This is a genomic window from Halomarina litorea (genome assembly GCF_024227715.1).
In the GTDB taxonomy this organism is placed as follows: Archaea; Halobacteriota; Halobacteria; order Halobacteriales; family Haloarculaceae; genus Halomarina; species Halomarina litorea.
Map to the genome: position 1 here is coordinate 772,173 of NZ_CP100448.1, position 25,979 is coordinate 798,151.

Below are 25,979 nucleotides of genomic sequence, written 5' to 3' on the forward strand. Positions count from 1 at the left end.
GGACGATACCATGGCCAAGAAGCAAGGAACCGTGGGGAGCGCGGGTCGCTTCGGCGCTCGCTACGGCCGCGTCGCTCGCCGCCGCGTCGCCGAGATCGAGGACGACACGAACAACGCGAAGAAGGACGGCAACAAGGTCAAGCGCCTCGGGACGGGCATCTGGGTCGACACCGAGACCGGCGAGAAGTTCGCCGGCGGTGCCTACCGCCCCGAGACGCCCGGTGGCCGTACCGTCCGTCGTTCCATCCGCGCCGCCCTCGACGAAGACGGCGACGACGAGTAACGTAAGCGTCCCCCACCCCACACACCACTATGAGTTACAAGTGCTCCCGCTGTAAGCGCGACGTCGAACTCGACGAGTACGGCGGCGTCCGCTGTCCGTACTGCGGCCACCGTGTGCTCCTCAAGGAGCGCAGCCGCGACGTCAAGGAAGTACCCGTCGAGTAGCCGACGTGCCAGACGCGCCCGGCGCACCGCACGGCGTTCTCCTCGAGTTCGCGTACAACGACGCCGACTTCGCCAGCCGCGTCGAGCGGAGCGTCCGTCAGGAGGTCGGCGAAATCGAGGGCGACCGGACCATCGCCACCGTCTCGCGTGACGGGTCGGTCCTCCGCGTCGACGTGGTGGCCGACGACCTCGTCGCCCTCCGGGCCGGCCTGAACACGTGGTGCTCGCTGGTGGAGGTAGCGGAGCGATGCTCCGCTGCCAGTGAACCGTAGTCTCGCGCTGTCACCGCACGTCGTCCGGTTGCTCGCGGACCGCAGGTCCGACCGTGTCGGGGCCCCGTCTCACGAAACTCTCGAATCGACTTCCGTGAGCCGTGGTACCACATGATTCGGGCAGTGGTATCACCGGACTAGTGGACTTGAAGAACCTGATATAGCAAAGCGACAGGATTCACGAGGTCACTCGTAACCGAGGCTACTCCCATGATCATCGTCGAGGTCCGAATCAGACACGGCATCCTGCTCGCGGCGCTCTCGGGCACGCCCGAGGCGACACTGCACTGGGAACAGACGGACCTGACAGGTGACGGCCGAGAGACGGTACTGGGGTGGCTGGAGGGTGAATCCTCGGAGGCGTTCGAGGAGGCGGCCGCCGCCGACCCGTCCGTGAGCGAGTTCTCCCGGCTCGCCTCGACGGGGAACCGTCACCTCTACCAGTTCTGGCTCAGCGAGGAAGCGGGCGAGCGGAGCATCTACCGGGGGCTGGTCGAGACGGGGAGCGTCATCAAGCGGGCGACGGCGACGACCGACGGCTGGGAGTTCGACATCGCCTTCCCCGACCAGGCGGCCCTCGACGAGTTCCGGACGTTCTGTGACGATTCGGGTCTCGACTACACGGTCCACCGCGTGTTCACCGAAGACACGATGCTCTCGGAGGCCCCGGCCGGCGGATTGACCGACAAGCAGTTCGAACTGCTCCGGATGGCGACCGAGCGGGGCTACTTCTCGGTGCCGCGCGAGACGAACCTCGGCGACCTCGCCGACGCCCTCGGCATCTCCCATCAGGCGGCCTCCGAACGACTTCGCAGGGCGCAGGAACTGGTGAACCAGCGGACGCTCGGCGTCCGCGGGGAGGAGGGGGCGGACGTGGCGCTCTCGGCCGGGGACGACGACTGACCGCGACGCCCGACTGGGCGCTGTGGCTCGCTCTCGCGGGGTTTCGGTCGCTTCGACGGGCGTGGGTCGCTCTCTCGAAATACGGGCCTTTTTCACGCTCGCTCCCGTCGGTCCGCCCATGCAGGGTAATCTGCCGCCCGAGGCACAGGAGAAGATCGAGGAGCTACAGGACCTCCAGGAGACCGCACAGCAGGTCGCCATGCAGAAACAGCAGGCCGAGACGACGCTCTCGGAGTCCCGTGCGGCCCTCGACCAGCTCGAGGACATCGACGAGGACACCACGATGTACCAGGAGGTCGGCGAACTCCTCGTCCAGACCGAGTACGCGACGGCGACCGAGGAACTCGAAGAGAAGGTCGAGAGCCTCGAGATTCGCGTCGAGACGCTCGACAAGCAAGAAGAGCGCGTGCAGGAGCAGTTCGAGTCGCTCCAGCAGGAACTCCAGCAGATGCTGCAGGGCGGCGGCGCGGGCGGTCCGCAGGGTCCCGGCGGCCCCGGCATGGGCGGTCCCGGCGGCGACTGAGACGTGTCCTCCCCGACCGACGAGGAGGTCGTACAGGCCGCGAGCGACGCCGCGGAGGGCGTCGTCCTCTCGCGGTACAAGCAATCCGAACTCCGTGACTTCGACGTCACGGTCACGTTCGAGGACGGCGTCCTCGACGTGGACGTCTACGTGAACGCCCCGGACCACGCCGAGGACGCCGAACAGGTGGCCGACGACGCCGCCCTCGCCGCGCAGGCGGCCGTCGACGACCTGTTCGCCGAAGCGGAGTAGGGCGTTCCCGTTCCCCTTCCGTTCGCTACCTGACGAGCGACGGCTTCGCCTCCCCGCTCAGTCGTCGGCGGGCGCGGGCGTCACCTGCACCGGGTCGGCGTCGACGCCGAGTTCGTCGATGGCGGCCTGTGCGGCCACCTTCCCCGAGAGGAGCATCGCGCCGAAGGTGGGACCCATCCGGGGCAGGCCGAAGGTGGTGGCGACGGCCATCCCGGCGACGACCAGACCGTCGTGGACGACGCCGGTGTGTTCGACGACGGCGTCCTCGCTCTCGCCGACCCACATGGAGTCGTGGCCCGGCGAGTCGTGGCCGGGTGCGCCGTAGGCGTCCTCGTCCGTCGCGTCCATCACCTGCCCCCGCTCGCGGGCCTCCCCCACGCCCGGCGCGTCGAGGACGCCGCGTTCGTCGAGTTTCGAGACGGCCATCGCGTCGTGGCCCGTCGCGTCGATGACGACGTCGGACTCGACGGCGATGGGGTCCACACAGGTAATCTCGCGGGGGAGGGCGTGGACCGGCGTCCAGTTCATCACGACGCCGCCGACGCGGTGGTCCTCGCGGACGACGATGTCGGTGAACTCGGTCATGTTCTGCATCTTCGCGCCCGCGTCGCAGGCGGCCTTGATGAGACCGGAACACGCCTCCGGGCCGTTGGCGACCGAGAGACCCTCCGTGTCCCTCGCCGAGTCGTAGTCCACGTCGAGTTCGTCGAGGACCGTCTCGGCGGGCGACCGAACGGTCACCTTGTTCATCAGGAACCCGCCGAGCCAGAACCCGCCGCCGAGGTAGTTGTTCTTCTCGACGACCATCGTCTTCACCCCCCGCTCGGAGAGTTCCTTCGCCGCCATCAGCCCCGAGGGGCCGCCCCCGAGGACGATGACGTCGGACTCGGTGAACTCGAGGAACTCGTCGGTCCACTCCTGTCCGATGGCTCTGGTCACGTCCGCCTCGCTCGCCTCGCTGAATTGCTGGTACTGAGTCATACCATCTAGTGATAATCCTCGGTAGTAATCAGCCTTGGGAGTGGGGAACACGTTTGGAGCGCCCCACCACAGGTCTCCCATGGAACCCACCGACAGAGTACGGGCGTGTACCCGGTCGCGCATCCGGGTGATGTTCGACCTCGCGCAGGCGACGGACGCCGACCTCGTCCGCCTCGAAGTCGGCGAACCGGACTTCGACACCCCCGACCACGTCACGGCGGCCGCCGTCGCGGCCGTCGAACGCGGCGAGACCCACTACACCTCGAACGCGGGCCTGCCCGAACTCCGCGCGGCCATCTGCGAGACGCTCGACCGCGAGTACGGCGTCCGGCACACGCCCGACGAGGTGGTCGTCACGACGGGCGGGATGGAGGCGCTCCACCTCGCGGCGCTCTGTACGCTCTCGCCCGGAAGCGAGTGCGTCGTCCCGACGCCGGGGTGGCCCAACCATCTCACGCAGGCCCGCCTCGCCGACGCCCGGCCCGTGGAGGTGCCCCTCGACTACCCCTTCGACCTCGACGCGGACCGCGTCGTCGAGGCCATGAGCGACGACACCGACGCCGTCGTCCTCTGTACCCCCTCGAACCCGACGGGTCGGGTGTTCGACCCCGACGCGATTCGGGCCGTCGTGGAGGCGGCCGCGGACCACGACGCCTACGTCGTCGCAGACGAGGTGTACGCCGCGCTCACCTACGACCGCGACCCGACCGGTATCGCCGCGCTCTGCGGCCACCCGGACCACGTCCTCACCGTCGGGTCCTGTTCGAAGTCCCACGCAATGACCGGGTGGCGGGTGGGGTGGCTCGCCGGCCCCTCGGAAATCGTGGACGAGGCGACGAAGATACGCGAGTCCACGACGGCCTGCACGGGCAGCGTCGCCCAGCACGCCGCGCTCGCCGCCCTCACCGGGCCACAGGACCCCGTCGCGGCGATGCACGACGCCTTCCGCGAGCGTCGGGACTACGTCGCCGACCGACTGGACGACATGTCGGGCGTACGGGCCCCCCGCCCCGAGGGAGCGTTCTACGCGTTCCTCGAACCCGACACCGACGAGAAGAGCCTCCCGCTGGCGAAGCGATTGCTGAAGGAAACGGGCGTCGTCCTCGCGCCCGGTGAGGGGTTCGGCGCGGCCGGCGAGGGACGCCTCAGGTTGAGTTTCGCCAACAGCATGGACCGACTGGAGGAGGGGTTAGACCGGCTGGAGCGAGGGCTCTGACCCGGTCCCGCGACACCTCCGTCGGCGGACGGAGCGCCCGTGTACCGGTGGTGTTGATAGGGCGGGAGACGAACCGCCGGGCACATGGGGTTCAGGGAGGACTTCGTCAACGCCGTCCGACGGCGCGTGCTACCGCGACTGCACTACCTCTTCGAGGGCACCTTCGGCGGCTACGCCGTCTCGCCGACCACCGAGGGCGAGTACGCGCTGACGGCCCACTGCTCTGAGGAAGAACTCGAAGCCGCCCTGCGGGACATCGGTTTCTCGCGCAACCCCGTCGCGGCGTTGAAGGTTCGCGTGGACGGCAACACCTCCGAGGGGTCGTGGGTGTGGCGCAGGTCCCTCCTCGCGGACTGGCAACTTCACGTCGTCCTCCACGCCACCGACGAGGGACACGTCGACGTCTACGCCCACTGGGAACTCTCGTGGGTGCGCCACCCCTACGCGCACTACGCCGCCCGCGCGTACGACGCCGAACGGGGCGTCCGCCTCGCTCGGACGTGGCTGGGTGCCTACGAGAGCGGGCTCTTCCCCGACGGCCTCCCCTACGACGTCGAGGCCGCCCACCGCCGGGAACGGCGCGAACGCCACTACCGCCTCCTCCACCGCGTCGCCGACACGCTCTCGGACTCGGCCCTGCCGGCCGACCCGTTCGAGGACGCCGAAGACGACGGGAACGGGGAGGGCCGCCCCGACGTCTCGCCCCGCATCCTCCCGTGGCGGTAGTCGGAACTACTTCTCGCGCCCGCCCTCCCGAATTCGTCGCTCCGCCTCTTCCAGTGCGGCCTCCCGGTCGAACTCTTCTACGACGGCTTCCAGTTCCTCGCGGGTCGCCTCCCGGAGTTCGCGTGCGTGGCGCGTGATGTTCGGGATGGCCCGAAGAACGTTGTCCACGATGGGCACCGCCGCCATCTGCGGGGAGCGAGAGAGCGGGTTGAGGTCGACGACGATTTCCGTCTTGCCCATCTCACCGAGTGCCTCCGCCCGGTCGCCGTCCTCGAGGGGGACGACCACCACGTCGGCGTCGTAGATGCCGTCGGCGTCCACCTTCGCCCGCGCGTGGTCGAGTCCGGGGATGCGGGCGTCCGCGGTGAGGCCCTTCACGTCGGTCGCGCCGTGTTCCCGGAGGTGCTCGGCGATGGCCTCGATGCGCGCTTCCGTGTGGTTGAACAGGTTGACTTCGAGGTCGGCGTCCACCACCTCGGCGAGTTCGACGAGTTCGCCGGGGCAGAGGGCCGCGACGTTCCCGTTGACCGAGAGCACGGGGTGGCGCGCGAGGAGGAGGTGCGCGGCGGCGGCGCGGGCGGCGGCGTCGGCGCTCTCGGTGGTCTCCTCGCCGAGCAGGTAGTCGAACGCCTCGCCGCGACCCTCAGCGATGAGGCCCTGCAGGCTGGTGATGTCCTTCTCGACGCCTCGCTCGATGCGGTGGCGCGTCAGGAGCGAGACGTACCGCGGGTGCGACTCGGGAATCTCCGTCTCGTCCTCCGGGGCGACTGGAACCTGCGGGTCGTCGGTCATGCCCGGGGTTTCGCCCTAGCGAGTAAAAGTGCGGTGGGTCCGGGTGACACACACGGTGTGGTCGGGCTATCGGTCCCGCCCGAGCGTCCGTCCCGATCCGGGGGCGTACTCGACCACCGACGCGCCCTCCGTGACGCGACACGACCGGGCGTCGTAGCCCGCGTCGGAGAGCCCCGAGTCGAGGGCGAAGACGGTCTGGCCGAGCATCGCCATCGCCGCCTCGCCGCCTTCCTCCTGTACATCCTCGATGGTGCGTTCGACGCGGTCGGTCGGCAGGCCGGCCTCGCGCGCGAACGTCCGCGAGGCATCCATGAACGTGGCGAGCGTCGGGGAGTCGAGCAGTGCCTCCATCGCCCGCTCGCCGGCCCGCGAGAGCGTCTCGGTGTCGCCGCCGATGACCTCTGCGGTGTCGAGACCGCCGTAGGTGAGGTACTCCACCTCGGGGCGGGCCGCGAGACCGTCCATCCGCCCGTGGGGCGGCGCGCCCGGTTCGAGGCGAATCGGCATTCCGCCGCGGGCCTGTCCGACCACGTCCCCGAGGCCGGTTCCCGCCTCCACTTCGGCGGCGTGAGCGAGGGCGACGAGTTCGTTCTCCGTGTGTCCCGGCGACAGCGAGTCCGATGCGAGGGCGGTCCCGAGCGCGCACGCCCCGGAGACGCCGAAGCCGGCGCTCACGGGGAGCGGCGTCTCGCAGGTGACGCGGGCAGTCGTATCGAGGCGGGAGAGGACGCCCTCGACGGCGTCCATCGGGGCGTGCTGGCCGTTCAGGGTGACTGTCGTCTCCTCTCCCTCCTCGACGGTGACGGTGACGCCGTCCGAGAGGGCGAGGCCCGCGCCGCGCGACCCGGCGACCCGCGGGTCGTCGTCGGGGTGGACGCTGAACAGGCCGGTGACGTGGCCGGGGACGAACGCGCGTGCGGGCATCTGCCCCGACTGGGGCGCTTCGGGCCTTGAATCTTACAGTTCGCGTCCGTCGTCCGCGGGAACGACGCTCCCGTCGTCAGCGCGCTCGAAGAACGAACGTCTCGGGCCGCCCGAACCGTACCAGTGTGTCGTAGAGCCACGCGCTGTCGTTGCCCGTCCGGAACGTCTGGGCGACGCCCCACGCCACGTAGACGACGAGGACCGCGCCGTAGGACTCCACGAGACCGAACGCGATGGCCGACGGCGACCGAACTGACCGCCAGCGCGTTGCGCCGCCCGATGCGGTCCCCGACGTAGCCCGTTGAGGATTCGGTGAGCAGGATGGTGACGAAGAAGGCGGTGTCGAGGACCGTTATCTGCGTGTAGCTGAACCCCCGCGCCTGGTCGAGCAGGACCACCCAGACGGGGATGAGGAAGCCGAGCGTCGACGTCACCATGAACAGGTAGTATCGGACGACGATGCTCGACTGGTCGTCCATACACCCGTCCGTTTGGGTGGGGTTCGGACCTCGTCCGTAGGCTCAAGTACGATTACGCTGTAGTACTGTGTATACATGCCGTCCATCAGTGCCCGAATCCCCGATGAGGAGGCCGACGCGCTGGACGACGTCGCCGAACTCCTCGGTATGGACCGGAGTAGCGTCATCCGGCGAGCGCTGGACGAGGGTCTGCGCGAACTCAGGGTTCGGGCCGCCGTCGAGCGATACCAGTCCGGGGACGTGTCGGTCAACGAGGCGGCCCGTCTCGCCGGGATGAGTCTCGGCGAGTGGCTCGAAGTCGCCCGCGAGCGGAACCTGACGACCCAGCTGACGCCCGAGGACCTCGCTGACGACGCCGCGGCTGCCCGCGACCTGTGAGGGTTCTCCTCGACGCGACGACGCTCATCGCACTCGGGGCCGTCGGCGAACTCGACCTGCTGACGAACTTCGACGGGGAGATCGAGATTCCACATCTGGTGTACGAGGAAGTCACGACTGAACCCGCGCGGTCGGCTCTCGACCGGTTTACTCGTCCCCGCTACGAGAGCGGGGAGGTTCGTATACTCCAACCGACGGCCGCAGTCGAACGTGGCTGCAAGATACTCGGTGACGAGGAACCCTCGGGAGATGCACAGATCGTCGGTCGCGTAGCCACAGCAGTCGAGGAGGACGTCCCCGTTGCTGTCGTCTCTGACGACCGGCGCGTCAGAACCGTCACTCGCGGCCTCGACGCGACGGTGACGGGCACCATCGGCGTCGTGACGCGCGCCGTCGAGGAGGGAATGGACCCGAAGGAAGCGAAGGACCTGGTACGACGGCTGGACGGTCACGGACTGCACACGACCGGCGAACTGCGCGAGGTGGCCGATTCGCTCATCGACGGCGCGGCGGACGGTCGATAGAAGGATCGGTGCTGCCGGTCTCTCGGGAACTGAGTCGTTCCGCTTCGCTCCACTCCTCGTTCCCGAGGGACAGACAGCGACTGAGCCCATAGGGCGAGGGAGTCCTATCCCCCGGGAACTGGCTCGCTCCCTGCGGTCGCTCGCCGTTTCTGCTCGACAGTCGCGCCGTCGCCTTACGGCGACAGGCGCTGCCGGTCTCGCGGGAACTCGGTCGCAGCAGGGCTGCTCCCGGTTCCCACGCTCGAACAGCGGCCTCGCCCTACGGCGAGAGCCGCTGGCGGTCGCGTGGGAACAGCACAGCCTCGCGGATGTTCCCCAGCCCGAGCATCGTCATGATGAGGCGCTCGGCACCGAGACCGAACCCGGCGTGGGGCGGCATGCCGTAACGGAACATCTTCGTGTAGTACTCGAAGGCGTCGGGGTCGAGTCCCTGCTGTTCGAACCCGGCGACGAGCTGGTCGAAGCGGTGCTCACGCTGGCCGCCCGAGACGAGTTCCATGTCCGGGTGCATCATGTCGAAGCCAGTCGAGAGGTCCTCGTCGTCGTCGTGGTCCTTGATGTAGAACGGCTTGACCTCGCTCGGCCAGTCGGTGATGAAGTAGTGGCCGCCGACGTCGTCGCCCAGCGCGCGCTCTGCTTCGGTCGAGAGGTCGTCGCCCCAGACGAGCTGGGTTTCCAGTTCGCCCGTCGCGTTGACGCGCTCGATGGCCTCGTCGTACGAGAGGCGGGGGAACGCCTCGTCGGGCACCTCGAACTCCTCGGCGAGGTCGAGCAGTTCGAGCTGGCGCTGGCAGTTCTCGCCGACGGCCTCGTAGGCGGCCTTGACGGCACCCTCACAGACGTCCATCGCGCCCTGGTGGTCGATGAAGGCGCTCTCGAAGTCGATGGAGGTGGCCTCGTTGAGGTGACGGGGCGTGTTGTGCTCCTCGGCGCGGAAGATGGGGCCGATCTCGAAGACCCGCTCCAGCCCGGAGCCGACCATCAGCTGCTTGAACAGCTGTGGCGACTGGTTCATGAACGCCTCCTCGCCGAAGTACGTGATGGGGAACAGCTCCGTGCCGCCCTCGGTGCCCGTCGCCACGATCTTCGGCGTGTTGATCTCCGTGCAGTCGATGGAGCGGAAGAACTCGCGGACGGCATGCTGGACCTCGGCGCGAATCTCGAAGATTGCCTTGGCCTCGTCGCGCCGCAGGTCGAGGGTGCGGTTGTCCAGTCGGGTCGGGAGTTCGGCGTCCACCTTGCCCGAGGGGTCGAGGGGGAGTTCGGGGTCCGCGGGGGCGATGACCTCGACGGACTCGGGGACGATTTCGACGCCCGTGGGGGCGCGTTCCTCCTCTTCGACCTGCCCGGTCACCTGCACGACGGACTCGCGCGAGACCTTCGTGCCCGTCTCGACGAGGTCGTCGTCCATCTCGTCTTTCGCGAACTTGACCTGAATCTTCCCGGTCCGGTCCCGGACGATGAGGAAGGCGATGCCGCCCAGGTCGCGGATCTCGTGCGCCCAGCCGGCGACCGTGACGTGGTCGCCCGCTTCGGCGTCCGCTGTGTAGGTTCGGTCGTCCATACGTCGTCTGTTCGGTGCGTCGTCTAAAATGGGTCGATTTAGTCGACCACCGCCGCCTCCACCAGTCGAGCGTACGCCCGGCGGAGTCGCTGGCTGATGGCCTGTTCGCTCACGTCGAACGCGGTCGCGAGGTCGCCCATCGTGACGTGTCTCGGAATCTCGAAGAACCCCTCCGCGTACGCCAGTTCGAGCGTCTCGCGCTGGCGTTTCGTCAGTTTCGGCTCCGCCGGCCGTCGCTCGTCGGGGCGTTCGCGGGCGTCGTACACCGACTGTACGTCCACCGTCACGCCACGCTCGACGAGGTGGTCGTAGAACGCGTCGAGGGCGTCGGCGGTCGGGAACCGGGTCTCGGCGTGCCACCACCCGTCGGCGAACCGGGCGGCCAGCGCCGTTCCCTCGCCCGTCCCGGTCGGGGTCAGTTCCGCCGCCTCGTCGCCGACCTTCCCCCGGTAGAGGCGTGCAGTACCGTTCCGGTACAGGGGTTCCACACCGGAGACCGACCGGTCGTCCGCCATCGCCGTCTCGAACCCGTCGAGGTCGCCTCCCGTCGCCCAGAACCGGAGCGACCGGTCCCCGGACGCGCCGCGTCCCCCGTCGACGGCGAGGTTCACGTCCGTCGCCGCGAGCGACTCGGCCAGCATCAGGTCGGGCGACGTCGCCCGATACGCGGCGATGACTCTCATGCTAGTCCGTCACGTTTCCGAGAGCATAACCGTTTGTTCCACCGAAGCGACGCGTGCCGGTCGCGTCCGCCCTCTTCGTGCCCGCGTGGTGGTCCTCAGCTCCGGGCGTCCTTCGCGCCCTCGACGGTGGCGCGGACGGCCTCGCAGCCCTCGTCGTGGACGAGGTCACCGACGACGACGACGTCGCTGTGCTGGCCCATCTGGTAGGCCGAGTCGTAGTCGTGGACGCCGCCGCCGTAGAACAGGGTGGCGTCGTCGAGGGCGTCGTGGGCCGCCCGGACGACGTCGGGGTCGCCGAGCGTCCCGGAGTACTCGACGTAGACGATGTCCTGTCCGAACATCTGCTCCGCCACCTCGGCGTAGGCCGCCACGTCCTCCGGCGAGAGGTCGCAGTCCGCGTCGGTGTAGGAGGCGACCGACGCCTCGTCGTTCATGACGATGTACGCCTCCGTGTGCGTGATGTCCCAGTCGATGTTCCGGTCGATGCGGACCCACTCCTTGTGTGCGCCCGTCACCCAGGCGATGTCGCCTGCGTTGAAGACGATGGGGACGAGGTAGCCGTCGAGGCCGTCGGGGTGGACGACGACGCCCGCGCTACTCGGTTCGATGTACACCGCGACGTCGTGTTCGCGCGCCCCCTCGATGCACCCCTCGACGTACTCGGCCATCTTCTCCTCGGTCATCCCGAGGGTCCCCCCGACCTCGATGGCGTCGGTCCCGGTCGCACAGACGTCCGCGAACGTCTCGTCCTCGAAGAGCGTCTTGTCCGGGTCGACCTTCACGATGTGGTCCCACTCTGCCCACGCGTTCATACGTGCCCCTCCAGACGCCCGGACAAAACGGCTTCGGAACCCCGTCTCCCGGCCCCACCGCCCCCGATTTCCGTCGAGGGCTACACTCGTAGCCCGCCGGTGGTGGGGGGCTATACCTGTTGTCCCCTCGACTTTGCCCGTCGTGGGCGTCGCGCTGAACTGATGACACGACGGCCCGACCTGGAGCGGGTGAGTCGCCGCGACTTCGACGAAGTGTGGCACGGCCGGAACCCGACGGCCATCGCCGACATCTACCGGACGGACTACCGGGGCAACGGGTTCCCCCTCGTCGGGAGCGTCGGGCGACGGGGCTACCGGCTGGTCGCCCGACAGTTCCTCCGTGCGTTCCCCGACATCGAGTTCACCGTCCACGAACTCGACTCGGCCGACCGGTTCGTCTACGCCCGGTGGACGTTCACGGGCACGCACACGGGTCGCGTCTTCGGGCTTCCCGCAAGCGGCGCCCGCGTCGAGGTGGACGGGAAGGGCCTCCATCGCTATCTGGACGGGCGCGTCGACGAGACGTGGCTCACGATGGACTGGTGGGGACTCTTCGGGCAACTCGGGCGCGGCTACCGGGAGCGACTGAAGCGGGCGGTCGGCGGACTGTTCTCGCGGTAGGTCGGGTCGGGCTACGCCTTCGCCTGCGTCTGCCACTCGCGGATACGGTCGGCGCTGACGCCCTGCACCTCCGCGGCCACGTCGTCGGCGATGGCCTCCCGCAGGTCGTCGAGGCTCTCGATGCCCGCCGCCGCCAACTTCTCGGCGGTCTTCGCCCCGATACCGTCGAGATCCTCGATGGCCGTCGCGGCCTGCCGCTCGCGGTACTCCGCGTAGTTGCAGATGGGACAGCCCAGTTCCCACGGCTCGTCGCCGTTGTGGACGACCAGTTCCGGCAGGTCGTGTTCCGCACAGCGCTCGTCGCGCACCTCGATGTCCCCGTTGCGCGGCAGGGGCAGGGAGTACTCGCAGTCGGGGTAGCGCGTACAGCCCACCAACCGGGACCCCGACCGGAGGGTCTTGATGGCGAGTTCGCCGCCCTCCTCCGAACCACACTCGGGGCACGTGCCTATCACCTCGTCCTCGGCGTCGTCGGCCTCCTCCGCCCGGCAGAGCGGACAGCCGTGGGTGAACGTGTCCTTGCCCGCGAGCATCTTCACTTCGCGCAGGTCGTGGTCCTCGCAGACGTCGTCGAGCACCATCGGCTCCCCGCGGTTCGGGAGCGGGAGGGTGTACTCGCAGTCGGGGTAGCCGTCGCAGCCGACGAAGTACGACCCCCAGCGCGACCGGCGCACCAGCAGGTCGTGCCCGCTCTCGGGACACGGCCCGAGTATCTTGTCGGCCTTCAGCGACTCGCGGAGGTGCCGACCGACCTCCTCGCGGGACTCGTGGAGCGCCTCGAACACCCGCCGGAGGATGTCCCGCGACTCGTCGGTGACGTCGTCCAGCGTCGCCTCGCCGTTGGCGATGGCCGTCATGTCCTGTTCCAGTTGCGCGGTCATCTCCTCGCTGACGATGAGGTCCGCGAAGCGCTCTGCGGCCTCCACGACGCCCATCGCCAGCTTGGTCGGCCGGGGCGGGTCGCCCTCGACGTACCCCCGGTCGTACAGCTTCTGGAGGGTGCCGTGGCGGGTGGCCTTCGTCCCGATGCCCATCGACTCCATCGTCTCGATGAGGCGCGACTGGCCCCGACGGCGGGGTGGCTGGGTCTGTTTGGCCTCCAGTCGCACGTCGCTGACCGCGAGCGAGTCGCCTTCCTCCACCTCGGGGACGTGGTTCTCGCTGGTCGAGAGGTACGGATAGACGGCGTGGTAGCCCGGTTCGACGAGGCGCTTGCCGTTGGCCTTCAGCGAACAGCCGTTGGCCTCGGCGACCACGCGCAGGTGCGCCCACTTCGCGGGTTCCGCGCAGGTGGCGAAAAAGCGGCGCACGACGAGGTCGTACACCTTCCACTCGTCGTCGCTCAGGTCCTCGGGAAACTCCCCGGTCGGATGGATGGGCGGGTGGTCGGTCGTCTCCTTGTCGCCGCTGGTCGGCGTGATGTCCTCGCGTTCGAGCAGCGATTCGGCGTCCTCCCCGAACCGCGGGTGGGTGGCGAACCGTTCGAGCAACTCGCGTTCGTCCAAGTCCTCGGGGTAGACGGTGTTGTCCGTCCGCGGGTAGGTGAGGTAGCCCGCCGTGTAGAGGTCCTCGGCGATGCTCATGGCGCGCTGGGCGGAGTAGCCGAGACTGCTCGCCGCGCGGATGTACTGCGTGGTGTTGAACGGCGCGGGCGGGTCGTCCGTGCGGGTGCGCCGCCGGACCGACTCGACGGTGGCGTCGCTGGCTTCCAGCAACCGCTCGTGGGCGGCGTCCGCGCTCCCCTCGTCCCAGACCCGTTCGTTCTCGGTGCCGTCCTCGCCCTCGAAGAAGTACTGCGCCTCGAACGCCTCCTCGTCCTTGGCGAGGTTCGCGAACAGTTCCCAGTAGTCCTCGGGGTCGAACGCCGCTATCTCGCGTTCGCGGTCGACGATGAGCTTCAGCGTCGGCGACTGCACCCGACCCACCGAGATGAAGTCGTCGCCCAGTTGCTTCGCCGACAGCGAGAGGAACCGGGTGAGCGCCGCCCCCCACATCAGGTCGATGATCTGTCGGGCCTCGCCCGCCGCCGCGAGGTCGAAGTCCAGTTCCTCCGGGTTGTCGAAGGCCGTCGTCACCTCGCGGTCCGTGATGGACGAGAAGCGCACACGATTGATGGGGACGTCCGTCTCGCCCCGGACGAGTTCGTAGGCCTCCTTCCCGATGAGTTCGCCCTCGCGGTCGTAGTCCGTCGCGATGACGGCGCTGTCGGCCTCGCGGGCCAGCGACCGCAACGCCGCGACGATGTTGCCCTGTGTCTCGGTCTTCACGACCTGCGCGTCGACGAGTTCGACCGGTTCCACGTCGCGCCAGTCGGCGTACTCCGGCGGGAAGTCGACGCCGACGACGTGGCCCGACAGGCCGATACAGCGCCGACCGCCCCACTCGTAGACGGGGACGCCGTTGCGCCGGCCCGACTCGGCGGACCCGCCGCTCAGAATCTCGGCGATTCGCCGGGCGGCGTTGTCCTTCTCCGTGACTATCAGTTCCACGGTCGGCCACCTCGTGTGCTCATTGGCTCCCGCTAGGCCAACCCACAACCTAACCCTTTCGACGGCGAAAACCACACCACTGCGCGCGTCTGCGGGCGGTCGCGCGCCGCCCGGTCGCCCTCGCGTCGTGCCCGCGCGAGGATGAAACACCCTATGTCCGTCCGGCGGCGAGTGGGGACATGGACGACGACATCGTTCGCGGTCTGCACGTCATGTTCCTGCAGGTCCTCCTCGTCGACGCCGTCATCCACCTCACGGTGGTCGTCCCCCGCCTGCAGGCGGTGCTGTCCAGCGGGGTGTTCCCGCCCCGAATCGTCACCACGCTGATGACGCTCTCGATACTCGCCATCGTCCTCGGCGTGGCCGCGGCGGCACTCGGTGTCCTCCCGCGCCGCCCGCTCTACCTCCTCGCGGCGGCGCTGATGGTCGCCCAGATACTGGCGTGGCTCACGTTCCACAACACGGGCGTCGCCGGCGGCCACACGCACGACACCGGCCTGCTGACGAGTGTCCTCCAGCACCTCGACGCCGACCCCATCGAGGGGGCGGCGAAGGCAGTCGAGGGTATCGCGCTGGTCCTCTCGCTCCTCCTCTACCGCGTCGAGGGGCAGACGCGCCGGGCCACGAGCGCCGACCCGACCGAGGCGTGACGGCTCACCCCGCCTCCTCGGGACCGGGCGGCGCCGGGTCGCCCCCGGCGGGCAGAGGCCCCGACACGGCCCCTGTGGCGTTGACGCGACCGTAGCCGGAGGCGTCGTCGAGGCCGGTCGGTCCCACGTCGACTGCGGTCGCGAGCAGTCGCGTGCGGACGTCATCGGGGCTGTACTCGGGGTGCTCGGAGACGACGAGGGCGGCGACGCCCGCGACGTACGGGGCCGCAAAGGAGGTCCCCCCGTCGACGCTCACGCCCTCGGCGGCCACGTCGTCCGGCGCGACGAGGTCGACGCCCCCGCGGGCGCTGAACGCCTCGACGGTCCCGTTCTGGCTCGCTCCGACGGCAAGGACGCCCTCCGCAGTCGCGGGAGCGCTCGACCCGCCCGTCGACCGGTGGGTCAGGTCGTGGCTGGCGAAGACCTCGATGCGTTCACCCGGCGTCCCGTCGACGGCCCGGACGGCGACGTAGTACTCGCCTTCGCGCACCGTCGTGTCGAGGTACTCGACGGGTCGCCCGTCGTGGCCCGTCGCCTTCGCGACGACGATGTCCTTCCCACTGGTGTTGCGCAACAGGTAGACGTCGTAGTTCGAGTCTGTCTCGGGCCACCCCTCCCAGCGCACGGTCACCCGCACGCGCCCGCTGAACGCCTCGCCGCCGTTGAGGACGTTCCCCTCCGTCGTCTCGGTGACGTCGACGTACTCCCCGCCGGTGTAGTTGCCCGCCCAGTACGACTGGCCGTGGTTACCCGCGCTCGTGACGAACACCGTCTCCGTCGCCGCCTCGGCGGCCACCTGTGCGAGTTCGCCCGACCCGTCGCCCGGCTGGCTGTAGTAGCTCCCCGCGTCGACGACGACGTCCGCGCCGTTGTCGAGGAGGAACTGGACGGCCTCGCGGTACTCCTCGGGCGTGGTCGACGAACCGATGGCCGCGAGGTGGAGGTCGGCGTCGGGGGCGGTGTCGGCGACGACGCTCGCCACGGCGGTGCCGTGGTGCCACTCGTCGGGGGCCACGTCGCCGAACTGCCGGTAGTAGGTCGCGCTGCTCGCGATGGCGGGGTGGCTCATCCGGAAGTCCGCGTCGATGATTCCCACGGTGACGTTCTCGCCGGTGACGTTCGCGGCGTGGAGGCGGTCCGCGCCGACGACGGCGACGCCCGCCGCGACCCGCCCGTCACCCGTCCGGTCGCCCGACGAGATGCGGACGCCCTGGATGCGCGGGTCCTCCGAGAGGCGGTGGACCTGCGCCATCGAGACGGACCCCTCGACGAGTCGCTCGCCGTGTTCCGTGTACACTCGTTCGACCTCGAACCCCTCGGCCCGCGGGACGGTGGTGTCGTGGCTCTGCAGTTTCAGGACGACCCTGACCTGCGCGTCGACCGTCGGCGGGTCGGCGCGCTGGCGGTCGAGTCGTTCGCGGAGGGCGTCGACGATGTCCACGTCGCTCACGGCGTGATCGCCCCCGTCCGTCGAGAGGGGGACGGGCGGGACGACGAGCAAGGCACAGACGAGCGCCACCGTGAGGACTCGACGCGGGTAGTCCATCGCCTAGACCGCCGGCCCGCCGACGCGTTGCCAGCGCCGCCAGGCGAGGACCACCCCGAGGACGAGGAGGCCGCCGGCGAAGAACACCAGCCCCGGCGGGGCGGCCAGCGGTGCGCCGCCGGCCGCGCCCGCGCCGTCGGCCATGCGGGGGAGGACGTCCGCGGCGACGGCGTCGGTGACGACCAGTCGCTGGACCAGCAGGCTCACGAACCCGAGCAGGCCCAGCGCGGCGACCAGCCCCTTCAGCGAGTCGAAGAAGGAGTTCTTGCCCTTCTCGTTGCCGACGAAGACGACCATCGGCTCCTCGCTGGGGGCGTAGACGTTCATCTCGCGACCCTTCTGTGAGTAGCGGGTGTCCGCGATGCGGACCAACCCGGCGTCGGTGAGGTTCGTGAGGTGGTGGCGGGCGTTCTGCAGCGAGGTGTCCACGCGGCCGGCCACCTCCGACGCCGTCGCGGGTTCCTCGTGCAGGGACGTGAGAATCGAACGGGCCGTCTCGGAGGAGAGCGAGGAGAGGAGCTCCCCGGCGTCGTCGCTGTCGAGCCACAGCGCCTGGAGGTCCCCCTCCTGCTCAGAGCTGACGTCCGTGGTAGTAGGCAACAGCCCTGACATTGGAACGCTCTAATCCCCCACGGTACAAATATTTGCGGTAATACTCCCCACACAGTTTCATACGTCAGTGTCTATCTGTGACTACTTGGTGTCCAGAAATAAACCTGAAATACTGTGAATACTGCCTTTCGAGGGGGCGGGACGTCCGAATTCAGCGCTTCAGTGTAATCGTGGTCACCAGTCGACCGCCCGTTCGACGGTCCCAACCGGCTATGGCCGGCTGGTCAGTCGTCCAGTTTCTCGCGAAGTATCTGGTTGACCTCGCCGGGGTCGGCGCTCCCCCCCGTCGCGGCCATCACCTGCCCGACGAGGAAGTTGAGTGCGCCGTCCTCGCCGGCGTGGTAGTCCTCGACGGCGTCGGGGTTCTCGTCGATGGCCTCGCTGACGGCCTCGACCACCTCGTCGCCGCCCGTCTTGCCCAGCCCCTCGCGTTCGACGACGGTGTCCGGGTCCGCGCCCTCGTCGAGCATCGCCCGGAGGACGACCTCCTCGGCGTTCTTGACCGTTATCTCGTCCTCGTCGACCAGCGAGAGCAGCCGGACGAACGCCTCGCGGTCGACGGCGTCGAGGGGCATGTCGCGGTAGTTGAGTTCCCCGAGCAGGCGGTCGGCGACCCACGCCGCGGCGAGTGCGGGGTCGAACTCCGCGGTGAGGTCCTCGTAGAAGTCCGCCACCTGCTTCGTTGAGGTGAGCTTCGACGCCTCCTCCGCCGAGAGGCCGTACTCCTCGCGGAATCGCTTCCGGCGGGCGTCGGGGAGTTCGGGGATGGGTATCTCCTCCTTCCAGCCCGAGACGCGGAGCGGCGGGAGATCGGCCTCCCGGAAGTAGCGGTAGTCCTTCTCTTCTTCCTTCGAGCGCATCGAGACGGTGACGCCGCGGCCCTCGTCCCAGTGGCGCGTCTCCTGTTCGATCTCGCGCCCGCGCTGGACGGCGTTGCGCTGGCGAGTCACCTCGTAGGCGAGGGCCTTCTCCGCGCCCTTGTGACTGGAGATGTTCTTTACTTCTGTACGATTGGCCGCGGCGAGGGCGTCCGCGCCGATGGAACCGTCCTCGCCCACCTCCTCTGCGGGGACCAGCGAGATGTTCGCGTCCACGCGCAGCGAGCCGTCGCGCTCGGCGTCGAACACGCCGAGGTACTCCAGCACTTCCTCCAGTTTGGCGAGGAACGCCCGCACCTCGCCCGGTCCCCGGAAGTCGGGCTCGGTGACGATCTCCATCAGGGGCATCCCGGCGCGGTTGTAGTCGACCATCGTGTACTCCGCGCGGTCGATGGCCCCGCCCTCGTGTTTCAGCGATCCGGGGTCCTCCTCCAAATGGGCGCGTTCGATGTCGATGGTCCGCCGGTTCCCCTCGACACGAATCTCCAGCGAGCCGTCCTGACAGATGGGCTCGTCGTACTGCGTTATCTGGAAGTTCTTCGGCAGGTCGGGGTAGTAGTAGTTCTTCCGGTGAAAGCGGGTCTCCTCGGGGATGTCGGCGTCCAGCGCCTTGCCGACCTTCACGGCGGCCTCGACGGCCGCCTCGTTGACGACGGGCAGGGCGCCGGGCAGGCCGAGACAGACCGGACAGGTGTGGGTGTTCGGCGCGTCGTCGGCCGTGTCGGTCGAACAGCCACAGAAGAGCTTCGTGGCCGTCTCGAGCTGGACGTGCACCTCCAGCCCGATGACGACGGCGTGGTCGCGCGTCTGCGTCGCTTGCGCGGTCATTACTGGACTGTCCCGGCGGGGGCGCTAAAGGGTGTCGGGTACGTGTCGCCGTACCCGCTACCCCTCGCCGAGGAACTCGACCAGTCGGTCGCTCACCGCCGCCGCCTCCTCGTGCTGGAGCCAGTGGGTTGCCCGCTCGAACACCTCCAGCTCACCGCGCTCGCAGTACGCGAGGCTCCGCTCGGCGTTCTCGCGGACGAGGGCGTCGTCGCGCGCGCCCCAGAGGACGAGCGTCTCGGGTTCGACTCGCCCTGTGCGCGAGAACAGCCCGCTCCGGAGGCCGTTGGCACGATACCAGTTCAGCATCGCCGTGAGCGCACCCTCGCGGCCCCACGCCGTCTGGTAGCGGTCGAGGTCACGGTCGGTGAACGTTCCCGGGCGACTGGACCCGCGGAGCATCCCGGTCATGAGGCGGAAGTCGCCGGCACGCAGGGCGCGCTCGGGGACCCGGGGAAACTGGAAGAACCCGGCGTAGGTGCTCCGAAACCGCTGTGCCCACGACTCGCGGAGCGTCTCGCCGAACGCGCCCGGGTGGGGGACGTTGAGGATTCCGAGGCGGTCGACCCGGTCCGGGTGGTCCTGTGCGAGACACCACGCGACCATCGCGCCCCAGTCGTGGCCGACGACGCTGGCGCTGTCGCGGCCCGTCGCCTCGACGAGGCCGAGGGCGTCGTCGACGAGGGCCGCGACGCGGTAGGCGCGCTTGCCGTCGGGCCGGTCGCTCAGGTTGTACCCTCGCTGGTCGGGGACGACGACGCGGAAACCCGCCTCGGCGAGCGGTTGGATCTGCCGCCGCCAGCCGTACCAGAACTCGGGGAAGCCGTGGAGGAGGAGGACGAGCGGACCGTCCTCGGGCCCGGCGACGCGGGCGTGCAGGGTGACGTTCCCCGTCTCGACGTACGTGGACTCGCCCGGGGCATCGGCCGTCCGTTGCATGGTCGGAGGTGGGACCGACGGGGTGAATCGCTTGTCCTCGCGGCGACCCGCGGGGGGTGTCGAGGGGCCTCGACGGTCCCCGTCCGGGCGTCGGACCGCACGCTGGCGGCTCATCTATCAGCCCCGATGTCATTGTCTGACGCAGGTTTATACGCGTGGAGCGGTGGGTATGTCACATGGCTAGCGGGAACCGCGTCGAGGAACTCGAGGCACGGGTCAATCAACTGGAGGCGTCGGTGACGGGACTGACCGACGAACTGGTCGAGTGTAAGGAACGACTGCGGGCGTTGGAGGAGGCAGTCGAACCGGACGTCGACGACATCATCGAGGGGCAGACCACCCGTTCCGCCGACGCGTCCGCGACCGAATCCGAAGCGGACAAATCCTCCCAGGAGAAGGGTGAGGAGAGCACGGACTCCGGCAGCGACGAGATCATCGTCGCGTAAGGGGGCCGTCACACGAGCGACCCCATGCACATCAAAGAGCTCGTCCTCGATGACTTCAAGAGTTTCGGCCGGAAGACCCGCATTCCGTTCTACGAGGACTTTACGACCATCAGCGGCCCGAACGGTTCGGGCAAGTCCAACATCATCGACTCCGTCCTGTTCGCGCTGGGACTGGCGCGAACCTCCGGCATCCGCGCCGAGAAGCTGACGGACCTCATCTACAACCCCGACGACGACGGGGCGGACTTCGCGGGCGAACGCGAGGCATCCGTCGAGGTGGTCCTCGACAACTCCGACGCGACGCTCTCCCGGTCGCAGGTGACGAACGCGGCCGGCACGGACAACGTCGGCGACGTCGACGAGATCAGTATTCGGAGACGCGTCAAACAGACCGAGGACAACTACTACTCGTACTACTACCTGAACGGCCGGTCGGTGAACCTCTCGGACATCCAGGACCTGCTGGCGCAGGCGGGTGTCGCCCCGGAGGGGTACAACGTCGTGATGCAGGGCGACGTCACCGAGATAATCAACATGACGCCCGGCTCCCGTCGCGAGATAATCGACGAGATAGCGGGCGTCGCGGAGTTCGACGCGCGCAAGGCCGACGCGATGGACGAACTCGAAGTCGTGGAAGAACGCGTCGACGAGGCCGACCTCCGCATCGAGGAGAAAGAGGACCGCCTCGAACAACTGAAAGACGAACGCGAGACGGCACTGGAGTACCAGTCGCTGAAGGAGGAACGCGAGGAGTACGAGGGCTACCTCAAGGCCGCCGAACTGGAGGACAAGCGCGCCGCCCTCGACGCGACCGAGTCGAAGGTCGAGCGCACCGAGTCGAAACTGGAAGAGCGCCAGCGCACCTTAGACGAACGACAGGGAGCCGTCCTCCGGCAGGAGGAGGACTTAGAGGACCTCAACGCCGAAATCGAGCGCACCGGCGAGGACGAACAGCTCCGGGTCAAACGGGAGATGGAGGAGGTCAAAGGCGAGATATCCCGCCTCGAGGACGCCATCGAGAGCGCCCGCGAGCGGGTGGAGGACGCCGAGAACAGGCGCCGGCAGGCGTTCGTGAAGGTCGACCGCAAACAGGAACAGGTCGACGACCTGCACGCGAAGGTCCGCAACGTCAAGGTCGAGAAGGCCTCGCTGAAGGCCGACATCGAGGAGAGACGCGAGGAACTCGCCGACGTGGAGGCGGACATCGAGGCCGTCGACGACGAGTACGAGCAGTTGAAGGAGGACCTCGCCGAGGCGCGCGAGGAGCTGGAGGACGCGAAATCCGAGAAGAACGAACTCCAGCGCGAGCAGGACCGCCTGCTGGACGAGGCGCGCCGTCGCTCGAACGAGCAACGGGAGGTCCGAGAGGACATCGAGGACCTGCAAGACGAGGTGCCGGACCTCGAAGCCGACCTCGCGGACCTCGAAGCCGAACTGGAGAAAGTCGAGAAGAACAAGACGACCATCGAGTCGGTCGTCGACGACCTCCGAGGCGAGAAGTACGATCTGCAGGACGAACTGGACGCGATAGAGGACAAGGTCAGCGCGGCCCAGCAGGAGTACGCCGAACTGGAGGCGAAAGCCGGCCAGAGCGGGGACTCCTCGTTCGGGCGGGCGGTCACCACCGTCCTGAACGGCGACATCGACGGCGTCCACGGCGCGGTCGGGCAACTGGGCGGCGTCTCCAGCCAGTACGCGACGGCCTGTGAAACCGCGGCGGGCGGCCGACTCGCCAACGTCGTCGTGGAGGACGACGGAGTCGGCCAGCGCGGTATCGAGTACCTCAAGTCGCGCAACGCAGGTCGGGCGACGTTCCTCCCGATGAACAAGATGCGTCAGCGCTCGCTACCCTCGCTCCCGAACGAGTCGGGCGTGGTGGACTTCGCGTACAACCTCGTGGACTTCGACCCGCAGTACGCGGGCATCTTCTCGTACGTTCTCGGGGACACGCTGGTCGTCGAGGACGTCGAGACCGCCCGCGACCTGATGGGGTCGTTCCGGATGGTGACGCTGGACGGCGAACTCGTCGAGAAGAGCGGGGCGATGACCGGGGGGTCCCGGTCGGGGTCCCGGTACTCGTTCGCCGGCGGCGAGGGGCAACTCGAACGGGTCGCGACGCGCATCAACGAACTGGAGGAGAAACGACAGTCGGTTCGCGAGGAACTGCGTGACGTCGAATCGAGGTTGGACGACGCCCGCGACCGGCAGGCGAACGTCGCCGACAAGGTGCGAGAGGTCGAGAGCGACGTGGAGTCCACCGAGGACCGCATCGCGTCCATCGACGAGGAGGTCGAACGCAAGGAGGCCCGCCTCGACGAACTGGAGGACGAACGCGAGGAGGTCACCGAGCGCATGGAGGCCATCGAGGCCGACATCGCCGCGAAGGACGAGGAGATAGCGGCCATCGAGGAGCGCATCGCCGACCGCGAGGCCGACCTGCGCGACTCGGAAGTGGCCGAACTCACCGAACGCGCCGAGGAGATTCGCGCCGACATCGCGGACCTCGAAGCGGAGATGGACGACCTCGACGGCACGCTCAACGAACTCCAACTGGAGAAGCAGTACGCCGAGGAGGCCATCGAGGACCTCCACGACGACATCGAGAGCGCCCAGAACCGCAAGGCCGAGGCCGAAGAGCGCATCGTCGAACTGGAGGACGAAATCGAGGAGAAGGAGGCCGTCCTCGAGGAGAAACGCGAGCAGGTCGCGGAGCTGGAGGACGAACTCGCCGAGTTGAAAGAGGAACGCGAGGCGCTGAAGGCCGACCTGCGCGAGGCGAAGGAGGCCCGCGACGAGGCCAAGGAGGCGGTCGGGAAACTCGCCTCCCGGTTGGAGACGCTGACCGACAAGCGCGACCGACTGGAGTGGGAGGTCGACGAACTCGCCGCGCAGGTCGGCGAGTACGACCCCGAGTCCATCCCCGACCACGACGAGGTGGAGTCCGAGATCGCCCGCCTCGACGGGGAGATGACGGCGCTCGAACCGGTGAACATGCTCGCCATCGACGAGTACGACGCCGTCGCCGAGGACCTCGCGGACCTGCAGGACAAGCGGGCCACGCTGGTCGAGGAGCGCGACGGCATCGTCGAGCGCATCGAGGGGTACGAGGCGAAGAAGAAGGCGACGTTCATGGAGTCCTACGAGGCCATCAACGGGCACTTCGAGGACATCTTCGGCCGCCTCTCCAGCGGGAGCGGCACCCTCGTACTGGAAGACGAGGACGACCCGTTCGAGGGTGGCCTGACGATGAAGGCGAAACCGGGCGACAAGCCCGTCCAGCGCCTCGACGCCATGTCCGGCGGCGAGAAGTCGCTGACGGCACTCGCGTTCATCTTCGCCATTCAACGCCACAACCCGGCCCCGTTCTACGCGCTGGACGAGGTGGACGCCTTCCTCGACGCGGCCAACGCGGAGGCGGTCGGCGAGATGGTCGACGCCCTCGCGGACGACGCGCAGTTCGTCGTCGTCTCCCATCGCTCGGCGCTGCTGGAACGCTCCGAGCGCGCCATCGGCGTGACGATGATGGACGACAACGTCTCGGCGGTGACTGGTATCGACCTGAGCGGGCAGGGGGTGCCGGCGGATGACTAGCGCGGACGGAGACCCGCCGAAGGCGGGTCGAGAGTCCGCGAACGAGTCGAGCGAGGAGCAACGCGACTCGCGAGACAGCGCGGACGGAGAGGGAGACGCGACCAGCGCGGGGTCGGAGACCCCGCGAGAAACCGGCGACGATGTCGCCGGTGACGAAGGGAGCGTCTCCGAGACGCGAGCGGAGAGCGAAGCGAGCCGCGAGCAAGGCCCGCCGAAGGCGGATCGCGAGTCCGCGGAGCAGTCGAGCGACTCGGAGGAACCGCGAGACAGCCCGGCCGGGAACGAACACACGAACGGTCACGACGCCCACGAGGGGCAGGACGTCGCGGACGGCGTCTCGCTGAACATCGCGGGTCACGAGGACCGCGAGGACCCCTCGGCGGACGTCTCGGACCTGCTGGGCGGTGACGAAGCGGAGGCCCCCGACGCGGACGACGGCGAGGATGGTGTCGAACCCGTCGAACTCCTCGTCCAGTTGGCCGACCGGGGCGAGATCGCCCCGTGGGACATCGACATCGTCGCGGTGACGGACAAGTTCCTCGCGGCGCTGGACGACGGCGACCTGCGGACCGGCGGGCGGGCGCTGTTCTACGCGAGCGTCCTCCTGCGGATGAAGAGCGACGCGCTGATGGAACCCGACGAGCCGGAGGAACCGGAGCTCGAACCGTGGGAGGAGCCGTGGGACGCCCCCGGTGCGCCGGAGGACGACGAGTGGGGAGGGCCGGACCCCTTCGACGCCCTCGACCGGGAGATGGACCGCCGCCTCGAACGCAAGCGCGCCCGCGGGATGCCCGAGACGCTCGACGAACTCGTCCGCGAGTTGCGGGAGGCAGAGCGCGGGTCGTGGTGGAAGGAGTCCCGGACCTACGACACCAGCGACTCGCCGAAGGGGTTCCGCCGGGGCACCCAGACCCTCGACTACCGGTCTGGCGACGACTTCCGGGTGGACGACGAACCGACCGCGGGCGACGTGACCGGGACGGCCCACCAGGAGGACATCGAGACGACCATCCGGCACGTCAACCGCGCCCTTCGAGAGCAGTACGACGCCGGGCGCGAGGAGGTGCTCTACGCCGAGATTCAGGAAGCCGGCGGGTCGCGCGTCGAGACGTTCCTCGCGCTCCTCTTTCTGGCCCACCGCGGGCAGGTCCGCCTCCAGCAGGACGACCTGTTCGGCGACCTGTGGGTGCAGGACCCCGCCGCGACGGAGACGGCCGCGGAGGCCGTCGCGGACTGATATTTGCAGAATTCCGATACGTTCTCGAACGGCGACTCGGGAGCCGGTGCTCGATTCGGCGTAAAATCGAGAATGGGCGTATCACGGACCGTGGCGCCCACGAACGCGAGGTCGTGCTAGCACGGGTGCGGGAACGCTTATTACGGTCCACGTCCATTCTGATGTCTGTTGATTAACATGCAATCAGAGATTACGACCAGCAGGTGGTCCGGCTGGAGCCCCGTCTTCATGCGCGCGGCCCTCGGGACGGTCTTCGTCGTCAGCGGCCTCGGGAAGTTCGGCGTCGGTCCCAAGTCCGTCGGCGGTATCGGGAACTTCGGCGGCTACCTCGCCTCGCTGGGCGTCCCCCTGCCCGAGGTGTTCGCCTGGATCGTGGGCCTCGTCGAACTGTTCGGCGGCCTCCTGCTCCTGGTGGGCCTGTTCACCCGCTACGCGGCGGCGTTCATCGCCATCGACATGCTCGCGGCGCTGTGGCTCGTCCACATCCCGAACGGCTTCCCCGTCAGCGAGGGTGGCATCGAGTTCGCCTTCACGCTGATGATGGTCTCCATCGCCGTGGTCCTCAGCGGCCCCGGCCGCCTCGCGCTGGAGTACGCCATCTTCGGCCGTGAACTCCTGCCCCGTGCGCGCAGCGACGACGCCGTCGAGACGCCCATCCGGACGTAAGCC

Annotated in this window: 28 protein-coding genes; 16 read left to right on the top strand and 12 right to left on the bottom strand. The window is 68.6% G+C overall.

The window, feature by feature from the left end; genetic code table 11:
- Positions 1–10: 10 nt before the first annotated feature.
- The 6 genes from NKG96_RS04260 to NKG96_RS04285 all read left to right on the top strand — a co-directional run bounded on the left by NKG96_RS04260 (position 11) and on the right by NKG96_RS04285 (position 2,397).
- Positions 11–283 carry a 50S ribosomal protein L37ae gene (locus tag NKG96_RS04260; protein ID WP_254537229.1) on the top strand — a complete coding sequence of 91 codons (273 nt, stop codon included), beginning with the start codon at positions 11–13 and terminating at the stop codon, positions 281–283.
- Positions 284–312: 29 nt separating this feature from the next.
- Positions 313–447: a DNA-directed RNA polymerase subunit P gene (locus NKG96_RS04265; protein ID WP_254537230.1), complete on the top strand. Its 135-nt coding sequence runs from the start codon at positions 313–315 to the stop codon at positions 445–447.
- A gap of 5 nt (positions 448–452) precedes the next feature.
- The gene (locus NKG96_RS04270; RefSeq protein ID WP_254537232.1) at positions 453–719 is read left to right on the top strand and encodes a KEOPS complex subunit Pcc1; all 267 of its coding nucleotides are present in this window, start codon (positions 453–455) and stop codon (positions 717–719) included.
- A 210-nt stretch (positions 720–929) separates the two neighbouring features.
- Complete coding sequence (locus tag NKG96_RS04275; protein ID WP_254537233.1) at positions 930–1,622, top strand: helix-turn-helix domain-containing protein; 693 nt, start codon at positions 930–932, stop codon at positions 1,620–1,622.
- 118 nt (positions 1,623–1,740) lie between these two features.
- Complete coding sequence (locus NKG96_RS04280) at positions 1,741–2,145, top strand: prefoldin subunit beta (protein ID WP_254537234.1); 405 nt, start codon at positions 1,741–1,743, stop codon at positions 2,143–2,145.
- 3 nt (positions 2,146–2,148) lie between these two features.
- Positions 2,149–2,397 (top strand): DUF3194 domain-containing protein, encoded by a 249-nt coding sequence (locus NKG96_RS04285; RefSeq protein ID WP_254537235.1) that lies wholly within the window; start codon positions 2,149–2,151, stop codon positions 2,395–2,397.
- A 57-nt stretch (positions 2,398–2,454) separates the two neighbouring features.
- On the opposite strand, the gene NKG96_RS04290 is transcribed toward NKG96_RS04285, so the two are convergent.
- Positions 2,455–3,378, bottom strand: coding sequence for a sulfide-dependent adenosine diphosphate thiazole synthase (locus tag NKG96_RS04290; RefSeq protein ID WP_254537236.1), 924 nt, complete (start codon positions 3,376–3,378; stop codon positions 2,455–2,457).
- 79 nt (positions 3,379–3,457) lie between these two features.
- Between NKG96_RS04290 and NKG96_RS04295 the strand changes: the two genes are divergently transcribed.
- Both NKG96_RS04295 and NKG96_RS04300 read left to right on the top strand, forming a co-directional pair.
- The gene (locus NKG96_RS04295; protein WP_254537237.1) at positions 3,458–4,594 is read left to right on the top strand and encodes a pyridoxal phosphate-dependent aminotransferase; all 1,137 of its coding nucleotides are present in this window, start codon (positions 3,458–3,460) and stop codon (positions 4,592–4,594) included.
- An 84-nt stretch (positions 4,595–4,678) separates the two neighbouring features.
- Complete coding sequence (locus tag NKG96_RS04300; protein ID WP_254537240.1) at positions 4,679–5,320, top strand: hypothetical protein; 642 nt, start codon at positions 4,679–4,681, stop codon at positions 5,318–5,320.
- 6 nt (positions 5,321–5,326) lie between these two features.
- On the opposite strand, the gene NKG96_RS04305 is transcribed toward NKG96_RS04300, so the two are convergent.
- The 3 genes from NKG96_RS04305 to NKG96_RS04315 form a co-directional block, all read right to left on the bottom strand.
- Entirely contained in the window at positions 5,327–6,112 is a 786-nt protein-coding gene (locus NKG96_RS04305) for a 4-phosphopantoate--beta-alanine ligase (protein ID WP_254537241.1), read from the bottom strand.
- Positions 6,113–6,178: 66 nt separating this feature from the next.
- Positions 6,179–7,036, bottom strand: coding sequence for a pantoate kinase (locus tag NKG96_RS04310; protein ID WP_254537242.1), 858 nt, complete (start codon positions 7,034–7,036; stop codon positions 6,179–6,181).
- Between the two features lie 76 nt (positions 7,037–7,112).
- Positions 7,113–7,256: a hypothetical protein gene (locus tag NKG96_RS04315; RefSeq protein WP_254537243.1), complete on the bottom strand. Its 144-nt coding sequence runs from the start codon at positions 7,254–7,256 to the stop codon at positions 7,113–7,115.
- Between the two features lie 334 nt (positions 7,257–7,590).
- Here NKG96_RS04315 and NKG96_RS04320 point away from each other — a divergent pair, with 334 nt between their 5' ends.
- Together NKG96_RS04320 and NKG96_RS04325 are read left to right on the top strand one after the other, a co-directional pair.
- Entirely contained in the window at positions 7,591–7,893 is a 303-nt protein-coding gene (locus NKG96_RS04320) for a UPF0175 family protein (protein ID WP_254537244.1), read from the top strand.
- Positions 7,890–8,417 (top strand): PIN domain-containing protein, encoded by a 528-nt coding sequence (locus NKG96_RS04325; protein ID WP_254537245.1) that lies wholly within the window; start codon positions 7,890–7,892, stop codon positions 8,415–8,417. Before NKG96_RS04320 ends, NKG96_RS04325 begins: the two co-directional genes overlap by 4 nt.
- A gap of 259 nt (positions 8,418–8,676) precedes the next feature.
- Here the strand turns inward: NKG96_RS04325 and aspS are convergent, their stop codons facing one another.
- The 3 genes from aspS to NKG96_RS04340 form a co-directional block, all read right to left on the bottom strand.
- Positions 8,677–9,981, bottom strand: a complete 1,305-nt coding sequence (gene aspS / locus NKG96_RS04330) for an aspartate--tRNA(Asn) ligase (RefSeq protein WP_254537246.1) — start codon at positions 9,979–9,981, stop codon at positions 8,677–8,679.
- Between the two features lie 38 nt (positions 9,982–10,019).
- Positions 10,020–10,664 carry a helix-turn-helix domain-containing protein gene (locus NKG96_RS04335; RefSeq protein ID WP_254537247.1) on the bottom strand — a complete coding sequence of 215 codons (645 nt, stop codon included), beginning with the start codon at positions 10,662–10,664 and terminating at the stop codon, positions 10,020–10,022.
- A 95-nt stretch (positions 10,665–10,759) separates the two neighbouring features.
- Entirely contained in the window at positions 10,760–11,476 is a 717-nt protein-coding gene (locus NKG96_RS04340) for a phosphoglycerol geranylgeranyltransferase (RefSeq protein WP_254537248.1), read from the bottom strand.
- Between the two features lie 162 nt (positions 11,477–11,638).
- Between NKG96_RS04340 and NKG96_RS04345 the strand changes: the two genes are divergently transcribed.
- Positions 11,639–12,097 carry an ester cyclase gene (locus tag NKG96_RS04345; RefSeq protein WP_254537249.1) on the top strand — a complete coding sequence of 153 codons (459 nt, stop codon included), beginning with the start codon at positions 11,639–11,641 and terminating at the stop codon, positions 12,095–12,097.
- 11 nt (positions 12,098–12,108) lie between these two features.
- Here NKG96_RS04345 and NKG96_RS04350 read toward each other — a convergent pair whose 3' ends face one another.
- Positions 12,109–14,586, bottom strand: a complete 2,478-nt coding sequence (locus tag NKG96_RS04350; protein ID WP_254537250.1) for a DNA topoisomerase I — start codon at positions 14,584–14,586, stop codon at positions 12,109–12,111.
- 179 nt (positions 14,587–14,765) lie between these two features.
- On the opposite strand from NKG96_RS04350, the gene NKG96_RS04355 reads away from it, so the two are divergent.
- Complete coding sequence (locus NKG96_RS04355) at positions 14,766–15,236, top strand: hypothetical protein (protein ID WP_254537251.1); 471 nt, start codon at positions 14,766–14,768, stop codon at positions 15,234–15,236.
- A 4-nt stretch (positions 15,237–15,240) separates the two neighbouring features.
- Here NKG96_RS04355 and NKG96_RS04360 read toward each other — a convergent pair whose 3' ends face one another.
- The 4 genes from NKG96_RS04360 to NKG96_RS04375 form a co-directional block, all read right to left on the bottom strand.
- Entirely contained in the window at positions 15,241–16,782 is a 1,542-nt protein-coding gene (locus NKG96_RS04360; RefSeq protein WP_254537252.1) for a S8 family serine peptidase, read from the bottom strand.
- 3 nt (positions 16,783–16,785) lie between these two features.
- Positions 16,786–17,394, bottom strand: a complete 609-nt coding sequence (locus NKG96_RS04365; protein ID WP_254537253.1) for an ArsR/SmtB family transcription factor — start codon at positions 17,392–17,394, stop codon at positions 16,786–16,788.
- 224 nt (positions 17,395–17,618) lie between these two features.
- Positions 17,619–19,100: an Asp-tRNA(Asn)/Glu-tRNA(Gln) amidotransferase subunit GatB gene (gene gatB / locus NKG96_RS04370; protein ID WP_254537254.1), complete on the bottom strand. Its 1,482-nt coding sequence runs from the start codon at positions 19,098–19,100 to the stop codon at positions 17,619–17,621.
- Positions 19,101–19,157: 57 nt separating this feature from the next.
- Positions 19,158–20,036 carry an alpha/beta fold hydrolase gene (locus tag NKG96_RS04375; RefSeq protein ID WP_254537255.1) on the bottom strand — a complete coding sequence of 293 codons (879 nt, stop codon included), beginning with the start codon at positions 20,034–20,036 and terminating at the stop codon, positions 19,158–19,160.
- A 176-nt stretch (positions 20,037–20,212) separates the two neighbouring features.
- On the opposite strand from NKG96_RS04375, the gene NKG96_RS04380 reads away from it, so the two are divergent.
- The 4 genes from NKG96_RS04380 to NKG96_RS04395 all read left to right on the top strand — a co-directional run bounded on the left by NKG96_RS04380 (position 20,213) and on the right by NKG96_RS04395 (position 25,976).
- Positions 20,213–20,482 carry a DUF7518 family protein gene (locus NKG96_RS04380; RefSeq protein ID WP_254537256.1) on the top strand — a complete coding sequence of 90 codons (270 nt, stop codon included), beginning with the start codon at positions 20,213–20,215 and terminating at the stop codon, positions 20,480–20,482.
- A gap of 24 nt (positions 20,483–20,506) precedes the next feature.
- Positions 20,507–24,073: a chromosome segregation protein SMC gene (gene smc / locus NKG96_RS04385; RefSeq protein WP_254537257.1), complete on the top strand. Its 3,567-nt coding sequence runs from the start codon at positions 20,507–20,509 to the stop codon at positions 24,071–24,073.
- Positions 24,066–25,310 (top strand): segregation/condensation protein A, encoded by a 1,245-nt coding sequence (locus NKG96_RS04390; protein ID WP_368409276.1) that lies wholly within the window; start codon positions 24,066–24,068, stop codon positions 25,308–25,310. Before smc ends, NKG96_RS04390 begins: the two co-directional genes overlap by 8 nt.
- A gap of 177 nt (positions 25,311–25,487) precedes the next feature.
- On the top strand, positions 25,488–25,976 hold the full coding sequence (locus NKG96_RS04395) for a DoxX family protein (protein WP_254537258.1): 489 nt from the start codon (positions 25,488–25,490) through the stop codon (positions 25,974–25,976).
- Positions 25,977–25,979: the final 3 nt, after the last annotated feature.